The organism is Paraburkholderia sp. RAU6.4a (assembly GCF_050435625.1).
Classification (GTDB): Bacteria; Pseudomonadota; Gammaproteobacteria; order Burkholderiales; family Burkholderiaceae; genus Paraburkholderia; species Paraburkholderia tuberum.
In genome coordinates this window covers 1806091-1824636 of sequence record NZ_JBNDKQ010000003.1, presented here as the reverse complement: position 1 = coordinate 1824636, position 18546 = coordinate 1806091, and the positions used below count along the sequence as shown (strand labels likewise).

Annotated in this window: 14 protein-coding genes and 1 pseudogene; 4 read left to right on the top strand and 11 right to left on the bottom strand. The window is 61.9% G+C overall.

The genetic code is table 11. The features are described from left to right. Positions 1–3: 3 nt before the first annotated feature. The 3 genes from OKW40_RS33005 to OKW40_RS32995 all read right to left on the bottom strand — a co-directional run bounded on the left by OKW40_RS33005 (position 4) and on the right by OKW40_RS32995 (position 3046). Positions 4–981, bottom strand: coding sequence for an alpha-ketoacid dehydrogenase subunit beta (locus OKW40_RS33005; protein ID WP_429493379.1), 978 nt, complete (start codon positions 979–981; stop codon positions 4–6). After that, positions 974–2062, bottom strand: coding sequence for a pyruvate dehydrogenase (acetyl-transferring) E1 component subunit alpha (gene pdhA, locus OKW40_RS33000; protein ID WP_429493378.1), 1089 nt, complete (start codon positions 2060–2062; stop codon positions 974–976). The genes OKW40_RS33005 and pdhA overlap by 8 nt, the downstream gene beginning before the upstream one ends. Before the next feature lie 324 nt (positions 2063–2386). Further along, positions 2387–3046 carry a TetR/AcrR family transcriptional regulator gene (locus OKW40_RS32995; RefSeq protein ID WP_429493377.1) on the bottom strand — a complete coding sequence of 220 codons (660 nt, stop codon included), beginning with the start codon at positions 3044–3046 and terminating at the stop codon, positions 2387–2389. 18 nt (positions 3047–3064) lie between these two features. Here OKW40_RS32995 and OKW40_RS32990 point away from each other — a divergent pair, with 18 nt between their 5' ends. The 3 genes from OKW40_RS32990 to OKW40_RS32980 are packed head-to-tail and all read left to right on the top strand — an operon-like array spanning position 3065 to position 8978. Then, the gene (locus OKW40_RS32990) at positions 3065–6283 is read left to right on the top strand and encodes an efflux RND transporter permease subunit (RefSeq protein WP_429493376.1); all 3219 of its coding nucleotides are present in this window, start codon (positions 3065–3067) and stop codon (positions 6281–6283) included. A 17-nt stretch (positions 6284–6300) separates the two neighbouring features. Continuing rightward, on the top strand, positions 6301–7440 hold the full coding sequence (locus tag OKW40_RS32985; RefSeq protein ID WP_429493375.1) for an efflux RND transporter periplasmic adaptor subunit: 1140 nt from the start codon (positions 6301–6303) through the stop codon (positions 7438–7440). A 29-nt stretch (positions 7441–7469) separates the two neighbouring features. After that, positions 7470–8978 (top strand): efflux transporter outer membrane subunit, encoded by a 1509-nt coding sequence (locus OKW40_RS32980; RefSeq protein ID WP_184061907.1) that lies wholly within the window; start codon positions 7470–7472, stop codon positions 8976–8978. A 357-nt stretch (positions 8979–9335) separates the two neighbouring features. Here OKW40_RS32980 and OKW40_RS32975 read toward each other — a convergent pair whose 3' ends face one another. Beyond that, the gene (locus OKW40_RS32975) at positions 9336–10442 is read right to left on the bottom strand and encodes a lactonase family protein (protein ID WP_429493374.1); all 1107 of its coding nucleotides are present in this window, start codon (positions 10440–10442) and stop codon (positions 9336–9338) included. Positions 10443–10508: 66 nt separating this feature from the next. Further along, positions 10509–12065 carry a methyl-accepting chemotaxis protein gene (locus OKW40_RS32970; protein WP_429493981.1) on the bottom strand — a complete coding sequence of 519 codons (1557 nt, stop codon included), beginning with the start codon at positions 12063–12065 and terminating at the stop codon, positions 10509–10511. Between the two features lie 493 nt (positions 12066–12558). On the opposite strand from OKW40_RS32970, the gene OKW40_RS32965 reads away from it, so the two are divergent. Further along, positions 12559–12903 carry a BON domain-containing protein gene (locus tag OKW40_RS32965; protein ID WP_429493373.1) on the top strand — a complete coding sequence of 115 codons (345 nt, stop codon included), beginning with the start codon at positions 12559–12561 and terminating at the stop codon, positions 12901–12903. Positions 12904–12999: 96 nt separating this feature from the next. Here the strand turns inward: OKW40_RS32965 and OKW40_RS32960 are convergent. The 6 genes and pseudogenes from OKW40_RS32960 to OKW40_RS32935 form a co-directional block, all read right to left on the bottom strand. Continuing rightward, positions 13000–13116 (bottom strand): annotated as a pseudogene (locus OKW40_RS32960) (pantoate--beta-alanine ligase); the annotation flags it as partial. Between the two features lie 119 nt (positions 13117–13235). Then, entirely contained in the window at positions 13236–15161 is a 1926-nt protein-coding gene (cysN, locus tag OKW40_RS32955; protein ID WP_429493372.1) for a sulfate adenylyltransferase subunit CysN, read from the bottom strand. Next, positions 15161–16063, bottom strand: a complete 903-nt coding sequence (gene cysD, locus OKW40_RS32950; protein ID WP_429493371.1) for a sulfate adenylyltransferase subunit CysD — start codon at positions 16061–16063, stop codon at positions 15161–15163. Before cysD ends, cysN begins: the two co-directional genes overlap by 1 nt. 23 nt (positions 16064–16086) lie before the next feature. Beyond that, positions 16087–16860 (bottom strand): 3'(2'),5'-bisphosphate nucleotidase CysQ, encoded by a 774-nt coding sequence (locus OKW40_RS32945; RefSeq protein ID WP_429493370.1) that lies wholly within the window; start codon positions 16858–16860, stop codon positions 16087–16089. Continuing rightward, positions 16857–17366, bottom strand: a complete 510-nt coding sequence (locus OKW40_RS32940; RefSeq protein ID WP_184061911.1) for a VOC family protein — start codon at positions 17364–17366, stop codon at positions 16857–16859. Before OKW40_RS32940 ends, OKW40_RS32945 begins: the two co-directional genes overlap by 4 nt. After that, positions 17366–18535: a sulfotransferase family protein gene (locus tag OKW40_RS32935; protein ID WP_429493369.1), complete on the bottom strand. Its 1170-nt coding sequence runs from the start codon at positions 18533–18535 to the stop codon at positions 17366–17368. Before OKW40_RS32935 ends, OKW40_RS32940 begins: the two co-directional genes overlap by 1 nt. Positions 18536–18546: the final 11 nt, after the last annotated feature.

Genomic DNA, 18546 nt, shown 5'->3' with positions numbered 1-18546 from the left:
TCCCTACGCTTCCAGCGCCTGCCTGACCGCGCCAACGATGCGCTCAGTGCCTGGCATGTATTGATTCTCGAGTCTGTACAGCGGCACCACCACGTCATAACCGGTGACGCGCTGCACCGGTGCGAGCAGCGAGTACAGTCCGCGCTCGGCGATGTTGGCGGCGATCTCCGCGCCGACCCCTCCGGCATGCGAGCCCTCGTGCACGATCACGCAGCGTCCGGTTTTCGCCACCGACGCGAGAATGGTGTTCATGTCGAGCGGCTTGAGCGTCGCCACGTCGATCACCTCGGCCATTACGCCTTCCTGCGCGAGCAGATCGGCCGCGGCCTGCACGTCTTGTAACACCCCGCCCCAACTCACCAGTGTGACGTCTGCCCCATCGCGCAACGTAAAGCAACTGTCGAGTGGCAGCGCTTCGCCGTCGTCCTCCACTGGCTGCCTGAAGAGCCGGTACAGCCGCGTCGGCTCGAAGAAGATCACCGGGTCCGGGTCCCGGATCGCCGCCAGCAGCAAGCCGTACGCGCGTGCTGGCGACGACGGCGTCACGACGCGCAGCCCTGGTATGTGGGTGAACAGCGCTTCAGGGCTTTCGGAATGGTGCTCTGGTGCGTGAATGCCTGCGCCGCATGGCGCACGGATCACAAGCGGACACGTCAGTCGTCCGCGCGTTCGATGCCGCAGACGCGACGCATGATTCAGGATGTGATCGATGGTCGGATAGACAAACCCGGCGAACTGGATCTCCACAACGGGCTTAACGCCCATCGCCGCCATGCCGATCGCGCAGCCGGCGAGGGCGGTTTCGGCCAGCGGCGTGTCGATCACCCGCTGAGCGCCAAAGCGCGTCTGCAACCCGACGGTCGCGCGAAATACGCCGCCGTTCACGCCAATGTCCTCTCCGAGCAGCACAACGGCAGGGTCGTGCGCCAGTTCATATGCGAGCGCCTGATTGAGGGCCTCGACCATGTTGAGGTCAGCCATCGCCGTGCCCCTTAGCCGGCGCGAAACGTTGCGCCATCGCCAGTTGCTCACGCATCGCTGCGGGCAACGCCTCATACAGGTGATCGAACATCGCGGATGGGCCCGCAGGCGGTATCGCCAGGTACGCGTCGACGGCCTGCTCGACCTGCGCACGGCACGCCTTACCGAGTTCCTCGTCCTGCGCCTTGGTCCAGACGTTCACGTGCATCAGGTAGGTGCGCAAACGAAGCAGCGGTTCGTATTCCCATTGCTTGCCGATGACCTCGGCGTCGCGATAGCGCGTCGCGTCATCGGCCGTCGTGTGATCACCAAGGCGATAGCTGAGCGCCTCGATCAGCGTCGGGCCATCGCCGCGGCGAGCCTTGGCGAGCGCCGCGTGGACAACCTGATGCACGGCGATCACGTCGTTGCCGTCGACCTGCAGCCCCTCTATTCCGGCAGCGATCGCTTTTTGCGCGAGCGTTTGCGCAGCGCTCTGGTGGCTGCGTGGTACCGAAATCGCCCACTGGTTGTTATTGACGACGAGCACAAGCGGCGCCTGCCAGACACCGGCCATGTTCATCGCCTCGTAGAAATCGCCCTTGGATGTGCCGCCGTCGCCGAAGATCGCCACCGCAACGCGCGGCTCGTGACGCAGCAGGAACGCGTAGGCTGCGCCGGCCGCATGGCACACCTGTGTGCCGATCGGCACACAGTTCGGAAAATCGTTACGGGGCACGCTGAAATCGCTGCCGCGCTCGTCGCCGCCCCAATACAGGAGACTTTCCGTCATCGTGACGCCGCGCAGCAATTGCGCGGCGTGATCGCGATACGAAGGGAACAGCACGTCGTCGGGCTGCATCGCGCTGGCGACACCGACACCGATCGCCTCCTGGCCAACCGACGACGCAAAGGTGCCGAGCTTGCCGGTACGCTGCAGCGCGACCGCCTTCGTGTCGAACGCCCGTGTCAGCACCATCGCGCGATAGAGCGGAATCAGCGCCGCCGGGTCACGTGCGAAGGCTGGCAATGACTGGACAGCCTCGCCATCGGGGCCAAGGTATTGCGTATAGCCGATATGAAAGCTGACAGCCGTCGTCATGTCCGCCCCCCATGTTCTTTCAGATTTCAAATACGTGCCGGAGTTCGCGCGCGAGCGCTACCGCGCTCGTGCCGTCAGAGTTCGGCGCGTACCAACTTGAGTTTAGGCAAGGGAAACACGTACAGGGGGCCAATTCCTCGCCGCCTCAACCACACGCGGCACGGCAACCAGGAATACGGACGCCCGATTGTCGCAATGCAGCAGCGGGTGGCCGGTTGCGCGGCCCCGGAAGCAGACGGGAATTGGGCCGGCATCCCGCCGGCCGCGGCCGCTCCAGGCGAATATCGGCCGGGCAGAATCGGACGAAGACCGGAACGCGCTCGCTCAGAGCACCTTGCATCCAGCGAGGAAGATGCGGACCGCCTCACGCGCGATTCTGTTGCGCTCCGATGCGCCGGGGCGCCTCCTGGTGGCGCCAAGCAGCAGCCGCGCGCGGACCCCGCCGAGTACCAGGTGTAGAAACTGCTCGGTAGCCAGCGCAACGTCATCGAGTTGCAATGCGCCATCGGCGACTGCCGAACGAAGATAGTCCGAAAGCGGCTCCATGCCGCGTAGTTCACCCGCCTTGTTGTAATACCCGCTGATGAATTCGGGAAAACGATAGGCCTCGGTCAGAAGCAGGCGATGCAATGCGATCATGTCAGGCCGCGTGCACACATCCAGCAGATGGAGCGCGACCTTCTCGAGGACATGCTCCGGACGGCGCGCATCGAGCACGATATCGCCGAGCTGCGTGATCCATGAACGACGCAGCGTCTCGACGATTGCGCTGAACAGGCCCGCCTTGCTGCCGAATCGATCGTACAGCGTTTTTTTTGCAATACCCGCCTCTCGCGCGATGCCTTCAAGGCTGGTCTCGCGATATCCAGCGGCAAGAAAATGGCGCTGCGCAACATCGAGCAGGCGCTGCAGACGAATTTCGGACTCTCGCAGCGTAGGACGCCCGCCTGATCGGATAGGTTGAGTTTGTGTTTCGCGCGTCACGATCCAGGCCTATTGACAATGTCTACCGACGGCGGAAACTATACCGGCGCGTTTCCGTCAAGCTACCTGGGACTCGGGGCGAGGTCAATGGTCGATTTCTTTATCGAGCGTCCGATCTTCGCATCGTCGATCGCCATCATCATGGTGCTCGCGGGGCTCATTGCCTGGTTCAACCTGCCGGTGGAGCGGTTTCCGCAGATCACGCCGCCACAGGTTCTGGTCAAGTCGACCTATACGGGTGCAAGCGCGCAGGTCGTGGCGGACACCGTCACCGCGCCGCTCGAAGAGCAGATCAACGGCGTGCCGGGTATGAGCTACCTGTCGTCGGTGAGTGCCAACGATGGCACGTCCACGATCACCGTCACGTTCAACGTCGGCTACAACATCGACATCGGCGCGGTCGACGTGCAGAACCGCATCTCGCAGGCGACGGCGCAGCTTCCCAGCATCGTCAATCAGGCCGGCATCACCATCCAGAAGCAGAACCCGAACTTTGTTCTGGCGGTGAATCTCTATTCGCCAGACGGCTCGATCGATCCTGTCACCCTCAGCAACTACGCTTATCTCCAGCTCGTCGACTCGCTCAAGCGCCTGCCCGGCGTGAGCGATGTCACGATCTTCGGCGAACGCCGCTACTCGATGCGCATCTGGCTCGACCCCAACAAGCTCGCCGCGCTCGGCATGACAGCCAGCGATGTCCAGCATGCGATCGCCGAGCAGAATGTGCAGGTCGCCGCAGGCAAGTTCGGCGAGGCGCCGGCGCCGGCGGGCACGACGTTTCAATACCAGATCAACACCCACGGCCAGTTGGCGGACGCGCAGCAATTCGGCAATATCGTGCTGCGCGCCGGCACGGCGAGCGACGCAACTGTGTATCTGCGCGACGTGGCGCGCATCGATCTGGGCGCACTTCAGTACACCTCTAGCGCCTCCGTGAACGAACACCCGGCGGCGCTGCTCGCCGTCTTCCAGTTGCCGAGCGCTAATGCGCTCGACCTCGACCAGCGTGTCAAGGCCACGATGCAGACGCTTGCAAAGCGCTTCCCGAAAGGGATGGCGTGGGGCATCACCTACGACACCACCATGTTCGTGTCCGCCTCGATGGTCGAGGTGATGAAGACGCTTAGCTTTGCGCTGCTGCTGGTGCTGGGCGTCGTGTTCCTGTTCCTGCAGAGCTGGCGGACCACGTTCATTCCGATGATCGCCATTCCAGTGGCGCTCATCGGCACCCTCGCGATCATGCTGGTGCTCGGCTTTTCGCTGAACACGGTCAGCCTGCTCGGCATGGTCCTCGCTATCGGCCTCGTCGTCGACGATGCGATCGTCGTGGTCGAGAATGTCGAACGCCAACTCGAGAGCGGGCTTACGCCCATGGCTGCGGCCAAGGCGGCGATGCGGGAAGTGACGGGGCCGATCGTTGCCACCTCGGCAGTGCTCGGCGCCGTGTTCGTGCCGATCGCCTTCCTGCCGGGCGTGACGGGCCGTCTCTACAATCAGTTTGCGTTGACCATCGCCATTTCGGTGGCGCTCTCGGCGTTCAATTCCCTGACGCTCAGTCCGGCGCTCTGCGCGTTGCTGTTGCGACGGGACAGGCCGCCACGGTTCATCCTGTTTCGCAAGTTCAATCAAGGCTTTAACTGGGCGCGCAGCCACTACGCGAATTCGCTGCGCGGCTTGATCCGGCTGCGCTGGCTCGCGCTGGCGGTCTTCGCGTGTGGCCTGGGTGTGACCTGGCTGCTCCATTCGACGATCCCTTCCGCCTTTTTGCCGGTTGAAGATCCCGGCTATTTCTATGTGATTACGCGACTCCCGTATGGCGCTTCGCTGCAACGCACCGAGGCCGTAATGGAGAAGACCCGCGCGATCCTGAGGGCGACGCCCGGCGTGGCGAACGTGCTGTCCATCAGCGGTCTGAATTTCATCACTCGCAGCACGACGTCGAACAGTGCGGCCCAGTTTGTGATCCTGAAGCCGTGGGACGAGCGAGGTGCGAAGCAGAGCGTCGCCAACCTCATCGCCACGGTACAGCCGAAGCTCAATCAGATTCCGGAGGCGGTGGCGCTTGCACTGATTCCACCGACTATTGCCGGCCTCGGCACCTTCGGCGGCTTCGATTTCGAAATCGAGGACCTGAGCGGCCGGGGCAGTGCCGCACTCGGCGAGGCGACCCAGGCCTTTCTCGCCCAGGCGCGGCAACAGCCTGAACTCGAGCGGCGCACCCTGCTCACCAGCTACAACACGTCGACGCCGCAATACGATTTCAATCTCGACCGCGTGAAGGCGAAGCTGCTCGGGCTCAACCTGAGCGATGTGTTCAATACGATGCAGATCTATCTCGGCTCGCTGTACGTGAACAATGTGACGCTGTTCGGCCGCACCTTCGAGGTGTTGCTCGAGGCCGACGACAACGCCCGCGGGAACCGCAGCGACCTGTCGCGGCTCTACGTGCGCAACGCCGCGGGAAGCATGGTGCCGCTGGGCACGCTCGGCCGGCTCGAACCGACGGTGGGGCCGGACACGGTGCCTCATTACAACCTCTACGGTGCCGCGGAGATCACCGGCAGTGCCGCGCCGGGCTACAGTTCGGGCCAGGCGATCGCGGCGATGGAGCGCGCGGCGCGCGTTTTGCCGGCGGATTTCGGCTATGACTGGACGGGCATTACCTATCAGGAGCTGCAGGCCGGCTCGGTCGCGGGCCTGGTCTTCGCGCTCGCGCTGTCCTTCGTGTTCCTGTTCCTCGCCGCGCAATACGAGAGCTGGACGTTGCCGTTCACCATCATCCTCACGGTGCCGCTAGCCCTGTTCGGCGCGCTGGGGCTGCTGTGGCTGCGCCACATGCAGGTCGACATCTATGCGCAGATTGGTTTCGTCCTGCTGATCGGGCTGGCGGCGAAGAACGCGATCCTGATCGTCGAATTTGCCAAGCGGCGCCGCGAAGCCGGCCTCGATATCGTCGCGGCGGTGACCGAGGCGGCCCGCCTGCGTCTGCGCCCGATCCTCATGACCGCGTTCGCGTTCATCTTTGGCGCCGTCCCATTGATGATCGCCTCCGGCGCGGGCGCCGCGAGCCGCCGGTCGATCGGGACGACGGTGGTAGGCGGCATGCTCGCCGCCACCCTGCTCAGCCTGGGATTCGTGCCGATCTTCTACACGGTGATCGAGCACTTGCGTGAGGCCGTGCTCAAACGTATCGGTCGCGCGCCTCGCGATGGCGGCGAGGCGGCGTCCGGGGATTGATCGGGGAGCAACGCGCAATGAGAGTCGGCAAACTTCGCGTTGTAGCCACAGGCCTGGCGATCGCCGTAGTCGTCTGCGTCCTGTCGTTCACAGGTGGGGGAGCGCGACAGGCTACCGGCAGCCCGCCCGCGCCGGACCCAGCCGCCCCCACCGAGGTGCCCGTAACCCAGGTGGTCGAGCAGACCGTGCCGGTTTACCTCGAATATGTCGGCACCACGGACGCGATCCGCACCGTCACGCTTCAGGCGCAGGTGACCGGCTACCTGGCGAAGCAGGGGGTGTCCGATGGCTCGGACGTGAGCAAGGGCACACTCCTGTATGAGATCGATCCGCGCAGTTATCAGGCGGCGCTCGATCAGGCGAGGGCGCAGGCGGCAAAGGATGCGGCGGCGCTCGAATATGCCATCGCCAGCCATCGCCGCAATACGCTGATGAGCGAGACGGGCGACGTGTCGATCGATACGCTGCAGCAGTCCGCGAGCACCGAGCATCAGGACCTGGCCGCGCTCGCGGCGGATCGTGCGCTGATCGAGACGGCGCTGCTCAATCTCGACTTTACGAAGATCCGCGCGCCGTTCTCCGGGCGTCTCAGCCTGAGTCAGGTGCATGAAGGTGCGCTCATCAGCAGCACGGGGACCCAGCTCAACACCCTCGTGCAGCTCGACCCGATCTATGCCACCTTCAATCCGCCGGACACCGATCTCGCCACTATCCAGCAGGATCAGGCGAAGGGGACCATCGCGGCCGAGGTCATCGTCGGTCGGGGCGCGAGCCCGCAGTACCGTGGCAGGCTCACGTTTCTCGACAACAACGTGGGGCGCAGCAGCGGCACCATCACCGCGCGCGCGACCGTCGAGAACCCGGATCACACGTTGCTGCCGGGGCAATTCATCCGCGTGCGCCTGCACGTCGCGGACGCACCCAACACGCTGCTGGTGCCACAAGTGGCCGTCGGCTCCAACCAGCTTGGCAAATACGTCTACGTCGTCGGCGCAGACAAGCGGGTCGAGCAGCGCTACGTGACCCTCGGCCCGGACTACGGGCCACTTGTTGCGGTCAGGAAGGGCGTCGTTCGGGACGATTCGGTCGTGGTCGGCAATCTCCTCAAGCTCAGCCCCGGCATGGCCGTGAAACCGGTTGCGGCGAAGCCTTCGTAAACGGCCCGTAACATGAGGAGCGCGCAGCAATGACATCGAACCCCGGCTTTGCGCGTCACCCCCGGGCAGCATGTTGCCGCAGCGCCGCCTGCGCGGCGCTTTCGGCGGCGACGCTGCTTGGCGGCTGCGAAGTCGGACCTGACTTCGCGCCACCCGGGCCGCCGCAGGTCAGCGGCTATACGCGGGAGCCGCTGCCGGAGCGAACCGTCGCGTCGGACGTCCACGGCGGCGAGGCGCAACGCTTCGTGCAAGCTCTCGACATTCCGGGGCAATGGTGGACGCTATTCCACTCGGCTGCGCTGAACGCACTCGTAGAACGTGCGCTTGAGGCCAACCCGAGCCTGCAGGCGGCGCAGGCCACCCTTCGCGAGGCCAACGAAGCGCTTTACGCAGCACAAGGAGCGCTGTTCCCGACGGTGAGTGCGGACATCTCGACTGCTCGCGAGAAGATTTCGGGCTCGCCGTTCGGGATCTCGACCGCGGTGCCGGTCTTCAGGCTCAACAACGCCTCGGTGAGCGTCACCTACCTGCTCGACATCTGGGGCGGTACGCGCCGGCAAATCGAATCGCTCGCCGCGCAAGCCGAGTACGAACGCTTCGAACTCGAGGCGAGCTATCTGAGCTTGACGTCGAACGTCGCCACGGCCGCCGTACAGGAGGCTTCGTTGCGGGCGCAGATTGCAGCCACAGAGGAGATCGTCGCCATCGAGACGCAGCAACTCGCGGGATTGAAACGGCAATTCGCGATCGGCGCCGTCGCCAATGCGGCGGTACTCGCGCAGGCGGCCACGCTGGCGCAAACACGCGCGCAGTTGCCGCCGCTGCAAAAGCAACTGGCGCTGACCCGCAATCAGCTCACGGCCTATCTTGGCCGCTTCCCGAGTGACGAGCTGGTCGAGACGTTTGATCTCGCGTCGCTGCAGTTGCCCGACACGTTGCCGGTCAGCCTGCCGTCGACACTCGTCGAGCAGCGTCCGGACATTCGCGCGTCGAAAGCGCAACTGCACGCCGCAAGCGCAGAGATCGGCGTCGCCACCGCCAATATGTTGCCGCAACTCACGCTCAGCGCCGCCTATGGCAGCGAGACCAACGATGCGCTGTTTTCACCGGGAAGCGCGATCTGGAACCTGGGAGCGGGACTCACGCAGCCCCTCTTCGAAGGTGGAACGTTGCTGCACCGGCGCCGCGCCGCAATTGACGCTTTCGATGCAGCAGCGGCGCAGTATCGCAACACCGTCATCTCGGCGTTTCAGAACGTGGCTGATGCGTTGCGAGCGCTGCAATCAGATGCGGACGCAGTGGTGGCCGAGGCAGCAGCCGAGCGGGCGGCGGCGGACAGCCTCGCTGTGTCCCAGCGCGAGTTCCACGTTGGCGCGATCAGCTATCTTGCGCTGCTCGACGCGCAGCGGACGTACCAGCAGGCCCGCATCAGCCTCGTCCAGACTCAGGCCACCCGGTATTCCGATACCGTCGCACTCTTTCAGGCTGTCGGCGGCGGATGGTGGAACCGCAGCGATGTGGTGCGTGAGCGCGGCTAATGATCCTCATCGCGGGCATGCCCTTCCGTCGCCCGGAACCATGCGGCACAGTCATGGTCCTGGCAAGCCATTCCGGACCGCTCGGATTGACATCCTGTCGGCCCGCAATGAGACCGTGGCAAATCTGGTTCGAGTGGTTCAGCGTGGCCGTAAGTGGCGGGTCGACCTTCTCTATAGCGGCCGTTCGCTGCCACGCAAGCCTGACGTTCTGCAACGGGGCGCCGGGTGCTTTCCAAGGCAGCGCCCACCTCTCGGAAGACTGGACGCATCACCGCCGACAAAACGCAAATCGTGGCGCCCAGTGAAAGCCGAATCAGGAACGCCATGCTCACCGCACGGCGATCCGGGAATCAAACCTCAATCGGCGTTTGTGCCATCAAACTCCACGAGTTCAACCCAGTTCGCGCCCTTGCCGACCGGATACTGTCCGATCGCACTCAGCTTGCCAGTCTTACGATCGATGTTGTAAACGCTAAGGCTCGTCGATAATTGCCCGACAGCCAGCAAGTACTTGCCGGACGGATCGATATTGAATCCACGCGGTTGCTTTTCCGTCTGGTATGTACCGATACGCGTCAGCTTGCCAGAGGCAGCGTTCACCTTGTACGCCGCGAGCGTGCTCGATGTGCGCTCCGATGCAAACAGGAATCGCCCGTCCGGGGTCAGGTGCAGATCGGCCCCCCATGGCTTGCCGCCGGAAAAATCGGGCGGCAGGATCGAGACCGTTTCGACCGGCTTGACGGTGTCGCGGGTGCTATCGAAGGCGAGTACGTGCAGCTTGCCGTCGAGTTCATCGATCAGGTACGTGAAGCGATGATCCGGCGAGAATACGAAGTGACGTGGTCCCGATTTCGGCGGCAACGAATAGGCGGGCGCGGTGTCCTCGGTCAACTGCCCATTCGAGGCGTCGAACTTGAGACGAAGCCAGGCATCCGCGCCGAGAACCGACGCGAATACGAAACGGTTGTCCGGAGCGTTGCGGATCGCATGAGCCATCGGGCCGGTCTTGACGGTCTGCTGTACGTTGCCGACCACACCATCCGCGCCGATCTGGTTCACCGCCAGAAGGTTGCCGCCATATGACGCGGAAAAGAGGTAACGGCCGTTTGCGTCCGTCGAGATATACGCCATGCTATCCGCAAGCGGCGCCCTGCCGAGTTCGATCAGCCGGCCATCGAGCGGATTGACCGCAAAGCTCACCACGCGATAAGGCTTCGAGCGCAGTCCTGCGTAGAGCCGAAGGTGATCCGGCGAAAACGCCATCGGCATCACCGTTGCACCGACAGACACAGTCTCCACGGGCGCAAGCGAGCCGTTCGACTTGTCGAGACTGAAAACCGAGATATCCTGACTATCTGCATTCGATACATATGCATACGTCGCGGCCTGTGACACGCAGGAGAGGGAAGCACCGGCAATCAGAATTGCGGTGGCGCCCAGCACGCCTTTAACGTTCATATTCATACCCCAGTTAGAAATGATTTAGATTGTCTGAATCGACCAGCGCTTTGCGTCGGTCAATCGGAGCTTCTATTGCGCGGCGAGGCGGAATGCCGAGACTGCATTCGTCATTGACTGCGCCTGCTGTTCGAGCGCGCTCGCGGCAGCGGCGGCTTCTTCGACGAGTGCCGCATTCTGTTGAGTCACCTGGTCCATCTGCGTAACCGCCTGGCCGACCTGCTCGATGCCCGTGCTCTGCTCGATCGTTGCTGCCTTGATTTCATTCATGATGGTGGCCACGCCGCGCACGGCGCTAACAATCTCCTTCATCGACTGACCCGCCTGCGCGACCAGGTTATTGCCGTTAGCTACGTCCTCGACCGAGGCGCCGATCAAGGCCTTGATCTCTCGGGCGGCGTCCGCGCTGCGCAGAGCTAGACTGCGAACTTCGCTTGCGACCACGGCGAAGCCGCGTCCCTGCTCACCGGCCCGTGCCGATTCGACCGCCGCATTCAGCGCAAGGATATTGGTCTGAAACGCGATGCTGTCGATCATCCCGGTGATCTCGGCGATCCTACGCGAACTCTGGCTGATTGAATTCATTGTCTCGATGGCGCGCTCGACCACTTCGCCGCCCTGCTCGGCGACATCGGCTGCGCTCGAAGCCTGTGCACTTGCCTGCTGCGCGTTATCCGCGTTCTGTTTGACGGTGGACGTCAATTGCTCCATGCTGGCCGCGGTTTCTTCCAGTGCCGCTGATTGCTGCTCTGTGCGGCTCGACAGATCCACATTGCCCGCGGCAATCTCGCGCGCGCCGCCGTAAATGGCCTCGCAACTGTTGCGCACGTTTGCCACTGTCTGAGCCAAACCACGCTGCATCCGCTGCATCGCCGCGAATAGCTGACCGATCTCGTTGCCGCTCGCCTCGGGGATGCGCGCTGTCAGATCATTCGCCGCGATTCGATCGAGCAGATTGGCGGCGTCGTTCAGCGGAGTCGTCACGATGCGCCGCAGCGCGAAATGCGCAGCGACGATCAGGACCAGCGCCGCGCTCACTCCGAAAATGACCAGGCTGACGACCCACGTATATTCGCGATCGAGCTGCGCGATGGCATCGTTCGACAACGTGTTAGCGATGCTCTGGAATTTCTCGACATTCACCGAATACGCCACACCGGTTGACGTAATGTCGTGATCGTTGATAGCGGCGTAGGCGTTCGTATCGCCGGCACGCAGAGCATCGGAGGCTTTCTTCAGAATCGCGGCGAGGTTGACTGACGATTCGATCAACTGCTGCTTCAACCCGTCGTCCTGGCCACGAAAAACGGCGGCGCTTCGAAACGACTCGGTTTCCGCAGCCGCCCGGTTCATCGTCGTTTCGGCGCTCTTCAATGCCGAGTCTCGCGTCGTCTCGTCGTTGCGCTCCTTTAGAGCTGAGTAGGCTCGTGTCAACGCGGCTCGAGTGCGTGTGGAGTCCTTGTATGCGTCGTTGACGAGAATTTCCTGCGTCGCAATCTGATGGATGCGGTTGAGATTGGCATTCGCGCGGCTGAGCGTGGCGACACCGATCACGCCGCCCAGCAAAATCATCGCCGCAAAGATCAGGAAGACAGTCAGGAGACTATTTCGAACCGATACGTTTCTCATGCTACTTTTCAACCCGCTGTTGTACGATGACCTCTTTATCGGCAGATTCCGCGATCTCTTTAGAAAATGGGCATGCAGATAGGCTTTATGCCGGGACATCAGACTTCTGGTGGGGCGCTTCAAGGGTCTTCGTTGCCCCCGTGCGGCGCTTTGACCAGCGGACCGATGACAGTGCGACCCTCCGCGTGACACCTTGAAACCCGCTCGCCCGGGTATTGGGAGGATTGAGAGGCTCAGAGATGGGAAAACTTCTTCAGATACCGTCCTCAACTAACGTATGCAGTTCGTGGGAAACTGCAATGGCGATAGTCAGATACTCGTTCTCTCGTACCTGCGCAATTGCTACGCCTGATTCGCCTCGCCAAATCGACGCGAAGGGTTGCCCTGCCAATACAGGTAGCTTGTAAGCCGAGATGCGCCGTATCCCTTCGCCACTCGGCCCGCTTTTCAGCCCACCATTTAGCGCTTATCGAATCAGGATTTCATAGCCGACATGCGAAACGCGCCATACATCAAAAGCCGATTGCTGATCGTCGCGGCGTTCGCATTGCCAGCGTTCGTGTTCACCAGCGGCTGTAGGTCCACGGTGACGCCGCCCTTGACAGCGCCGGGGAAGATCGCCGCTGACGACGCTGCGCTCGCCGCCCGGGTGAAGCAGGCGCTCGTCGCGAACCCGGAACTGAGATCCTTGCCGATGAGCGTCGCGACGTATCGAGGCGTCGTGCAGTTGTCAGGATACGTGGATTCGGAGGCACAGATTCAGAAAGCGCTTGCCGTGACGCGCGGCGTGCCGGGGGTGCAATCCGTGAGCAACGATCTGCACCTCAGGCCGCAATGACGCGCATTTGCAAGAAAACAAACGAACCAGGCGCGGACGACCTGGACGAACATCGACAGATCGTTCGGATCGAGCGCGATATTTATCCAGGAAAGCTCAAACTTCCAGGTTATCGATCAGCCGCGTGTTTCCGAGGCGCGCAGCCGCGACGACAACGAGCTTGCCCGCATCCACCTCCTGTGCGACTGGAGACCGCAAGTTGACCTGCTTGCGCCCCGCTCCCGTAGCCGACAGCGGGGAGTATACATAAATGAATGTCGTATACCAATATGGACGCGCAGGGACCAACAATGGCACGGCGCCTACGGGCGAAGCGCCCGCCCCGCCTCGTCTCAGAGCGGCGCTCCCCTCGACACGTCGAGAAATCCCGCGGTCTGGAGTTTCTCGAAGATCACCTCTACGGCCATTTCGGGAGAAACGGTCAGAGTGTTGATGTGGATCTCAGGATTCTGCGGCATCTCGTAGGGCGAATCGATGCCTGTGAAGTTCTTCAACTCGCCGCTACGCGCTTTCTTGTAAAGTCCTTTCGGATCGCGCTCCTCGGCCACTTCGAGTGGCGTGTCGATGAAGACCTCGATAAATTCACCCTCCTCCATCAGTTCGCGTGCCAGGGCGCGCTCCGCGCGAAACGGCGAAATGAATGCGGTAATGACGATCACGCCCGCATCTGCCATCAATTTCGCCACCTCGGCAATGCGTCGGATATTTTCCACCCGGTCTTCGGCCGTGAATCCGAGATCCTTGTTCAACCCGTGACGAACATTGTCTCCGTCGAGCAGATAGGTTCGCTTGCCCATCGCGTGCAAACGCTTCTCGAGCAGATTTGCAATTGTCGATTTTCCCGCACCTGAAAGCCCTGTCAGCCATACAATGCCGCTCTGGTGCCCGTTCAGCACCCGCCGCGCGCGTTTGTCGACCTCCAGCGTCTGCCAGCGAATATTGTTCGCACGGCGCAGTGCGAAGCGCAGCATACCGGCACCGACCGTGCTGTTGGTCATGCGGTCAATGACTATGAAACCGCCCGTCTCGTGGTTTTGCTCGTACGGATCGAAAGCAATCGCGCGATCAAACTCCAGTTCCGCGACACCGATCTCGTTCAAGGCGAGAGTCTCGCTCGCCACGCGGTCGAGCGTATCGACATTCAGCTTGTATTTGAGCGGTAATATCGTTGCCGTGACGGTCCTGGTGCCAATTTTCAGCAAGTAACTGCGCCCCCGGAGCATGGGTTGGTCGCTCATCCACACGAGCGTTGCTTCGAACTGGTCGGCAACCTGCGCGGGCGAATCGGCCGTTGAAATCAGATCTCCACGACAGACGTCCACTTCGTCGGCGAGCAGCAGCGTCACGGACTGTTCCGCGAAGGCCTCGTCAAGATCGCCGTCCGCCGTCACGATTCTTGCGACAGTGCTTTCCCGTCCTGATGGCTGTACCTGTATACGCTGCCCGACACGCACCGCACCGGACGCAATAGTGCCTGCAAACCCGCGGAAATCAAGATTGGGGCGATTGACCCACTGCACTGGGAAACGGAACGGCTGCGTCTGCAAATGCGTTTCGTCGATCTCGACAGTCTCGAGGTGACGCATCAAGGACGGCCCTTCGTACCACGACGTCTTCGTGCTCCTTTCAACAACGTTGTCGCCATTTACGCCCGAAATCGGCATTGCAGTCACACCAGGGATGCCAATCTTTCTGGCGAATTCGCAATACTCACGGGAAATTTCGTCGAATCGTTCACGCGAGTACTCGACCAGGTCCATCTTATTGACCGCGAGAACAACGTTGCGAATGCCGATCAACGACACCAGATAGCTGTGCCGCCGCGTTTGCTGCAAAATGCCCTTGCGAGCATCGACCAGAATGATGGCAAGATCGGCCGTAGAAGCACCCGTTATCATGTTGCGGGTGTATTGCTCATGCCCGGGCGTATCAGCAACGATGAACTTGCGCCGGTCGGTCGAGAAAAACCGGTAGGCGACGTCGATGGTGATGCCCTGCTCGCGCTCCGCAGCGAGACCGTCCAGCAGCAGCGCGTAGTCTATTTCCCCGCCACGCGTACCGACCTTTTTCGAATCGGCTTCGAGCGCGGCAAGCTGGTCCTCGAACAGCATTCTGGATTCGTAGAGTAATCGGCCGATCAACGTGCTTTTGCCGTCATCCACGCTCCCGCATGTAATGAAACGCAGAAGACTCTTTCTTTCGTGCTGCTTCAGGTACCGTTCAATATCGGTCCCGATCAGCTCAGAGACGTGTGCCATCAGAAGTACCCCTCCTGTTTCTTCCTCTCCATGGACGCGGCGCCGTCATGATCGATCACGCGCCCCTGCCGCTCGGAGGTCGTCGTCAAGAGCATTTCCTGGATGATTTGCGGCAATGTCGTTGCGTTCGACTCGACTGCACCGGTAAGCGGATAGCAACCAAGCGTGCGAAAGCGCACCATTTTCTCCTCTACTTTCTCGTGCGGCTTGAGTGGCATGCGCTCGTCATCCACCATCACCAGGATGCCGTCCCGATTCACCACGGGCCGCCTCGCCGCGAAATAGAGTGGCACGATGGAGATATTCTCGAGGTAGATGTACTGCCAGATGTCCAGCTCGGTCCAGTTAGAGAGGGGAAACACGCGGATCGACTCGCCGTTGTTCTTTCGCGCGCTATATAGGCGCCATAGTTCGGGTCGCTGATTTTTGGGGTCCCACTGGTGGGTTGCCGTACGGAATGAAAAGATTCGCTCTTTCGCACGCGATTTCTCTTCGTCTCTGCGAGCGCCCCCGAAAGCGGCATCGAAGCCGTACTTGTCGAGCGCCTGCTTCAAGCCCTGGGTCTTCCACATGTCGGTGTGAACCTGCGAACCATGATCGAACGGGTTGATGCCCAGTTCTTTCGCTTCCGGATTCTGGTGAACGATCAGCTCCATTTCGGTCTCGCGAGCCATCCGGTCCCGCATCGCGTACATGTCGCGGAACTTCCAGGTGGTATCCACATGCAGAAGCGGAAACGGAGGGGGCGCCGGGTAAAAGGCCTTTTTTGCCAGGTGGAGCATGCAGGCGCTGTCCTTGCCGATCGAGTAAAGCATCACTGGGCGATTTGCCTCAGCGACGATTTCCCGCATGATATGAATGCTCTCGGCTTCAAGTCGCCGCAAATGAGTCAACGTCGGCATGGCACATCCTTTACAAAGCAGAGTCACAGCGCGGCCGCGATGGCGGCCAGCATCGATTCGGCGATCTCTCGTCGACATATGAGTAAATCGGGCATCCAGACGTCTACTCCGTTATAGATGCACGGGTTCCCGTCTATGCGGCTGGCGTGAAGGCCAGCCGCGAGCGCGACGCCTACTGGAGCGCACGAATCCCACTCGTATTGACCGCCTGCGTGCAGATACGCGTGAGCCTCGCCACGCAGTACCGCCATTGCCTTTGCGCCTGCCGAGCCCATGGGGACAAGTTCAGCATTCAGTCGCTGGGCGACCCTCAGCGCCAGTTCCGGAGCGCGGGAACGGCTCACCAGAATTTTCAGGCGCCCTTCGGGCGCTGGCGGCAACTCCGGCGGCGATAACGTTCCGAATGTGACCCCACAGGCCGGAAGTGCCACAGCGCAAGCGCGGGGTTCGCCGCAAACCGTCAGTGCCACATGGACCGCCCAGTCCTCGCGCCCCTCGTGTCGTTCGCCATACTCGCGCGTGCCATCGAGCGGGTCGATGATCCATACACGATCGAGAGCTAGCCGCTTTGGATCCGGCGCCGATTCTTCCGACAGAAAGCCGTCATCTGGTCGGGTGCGAGCGAGAATGTCTGCAATCAGCTCGTTCGCCGTGGCATCGCCGACTGCGCCCAACGGTTTGCCCGCAAGCACGGCCGACGCGCGCATCGCATTCAAGGCGCCGCCGGCCGCCGTAGCGATGTGCACTGCGAGACAGTGATCATCGTCAACCGGAAGCGCCGTGCTGACAGCGTTCATTGGACCACTCCATTGCGAGGCACCTGTTCCATCGCAGCGAGACCGGCAGGGGTGTACCAGATATGCTCGATATAGTGTCCGAGCGTCCCCCGGTGATCCGTATAGAAGTACCGGGCGGAACCACGCGACTGGCCGTCGATGACGATGGGCACGCCCGCGGCAGCCATTTCCTCACGCTGTGTTTCGAACGCCGCTTCGCTCTCGATCAGCTGCGCTATGTGATGATGGCGAATCGCGAAGCCGTCTCGAGGCAGGGCATCGCGATACACGCGGTCGTCGCCGCACAGCGGCTCGATCAGTTCCAGCTGAAGCGACCCGACGAACGCGAGCGCGATGTTCAGCTTGCAGCGACGTCCCGCGATGGACTCTATTTCAATACCCGGCAAGCGCGCCCACGTCGGCACCTTCTGTTCTCTGCGAAAGCGCTCAATTGCCTCGTCCACATCGGTGGTGACGTACGCGATCTGCAGAAAGCCGGAAAACGGGGAAAGCGACGGCGTTTTCATCAGTGCAGTCCATAGGTGGTCATATAGCGGGAGAAGCGCTCCCTGATCGCTGCCGGTGCAAGGCCGAATTCGTCCTGCGTATATCGATGCGCGCCATAAGCGCGTTCGGGACTCTGCTTGACGCGTCGGCGCATCGCTTCCATCGTTTCGGCGGTCAGTCTGAAGCCGAAGTGGCCGTAGATACGCGTCATGGTGCCAATCGGATCGGCGTGGAAGTCGGCCTGCCTGATATCGAGGAACTGCCGGTTCGGCAAGGACGCGCGCGCCGCAATTGCCGCTTCGCTGGCGCGCGCCCAGTTATCCAGTTCGCGCCTGCCGATCTCGTGCCTGTCGACCTGCTCGCCCTCAGAAATCCGACGCGCCATCGCCAGCACGCTCGCGAGCGAAGGCAGCGCCGCCACCGGATCTCGATGTGTCTGTACCACGCATGCATCGGGAAAGACCTCGAACAGCGCGGGTAACTGCATCAGGTGTCCGGGATTCTTCAGGAGCCACGTCTTTTCGCTGTCGCGCGCACCGATGAGACTGATCGTCTTTGCCAGGTAACGATATGCAGGCAATTCGCTCTGTTCACGCCACCAGCGATCGTATTGAGGTACACGGAACGACGAGCCCCACAGATTGCTGCAAAAGCCCTGCTTGAGTATTTCGAGGCATTCATCAACCTCGTCAGCCACGATATTGTGTGCCGCGCGCATCTCTGGCGCTGACCTGAAAAAGGCCTCGAGCCCGGCCGCGGTCGCCTGGAACTGAAGACAGCTGGTCCACGTATCGCGCGGAGGCCGCGGCTGCGGAAAGACCGTCAGCCATTTTTCCAAACCTTGAAATTGTGGATCAACCGAAAGCAGCTTGTGCAGCGCGGTCGTACCGGTTCTCGGTATGCCGGTGATGACGAGTGGGCGCCGCGGCGTCCGCGACAACACATCGGCATGCTTGCGCAGCCCCTCTACCAGCGTCAGGCGCGAAACCAAAGCACCGACAACAGCGTTCCACGCAAATTCCCGTCCACCCGGCGCGAAGCGCGGACCATCTTCGTCGAGCGCGTTCAAAAGCTGTGTCAGGCCCGGCCTGTACTCAGCGCTGGAGCCGAAATCCGTCAGGCCAGCGGCAGCACTCGCGCTCGCGTGAAGTTCGTCCTCCGCACCCGTGAATCGTTTCGATACTGACATCTGTTGTCTCC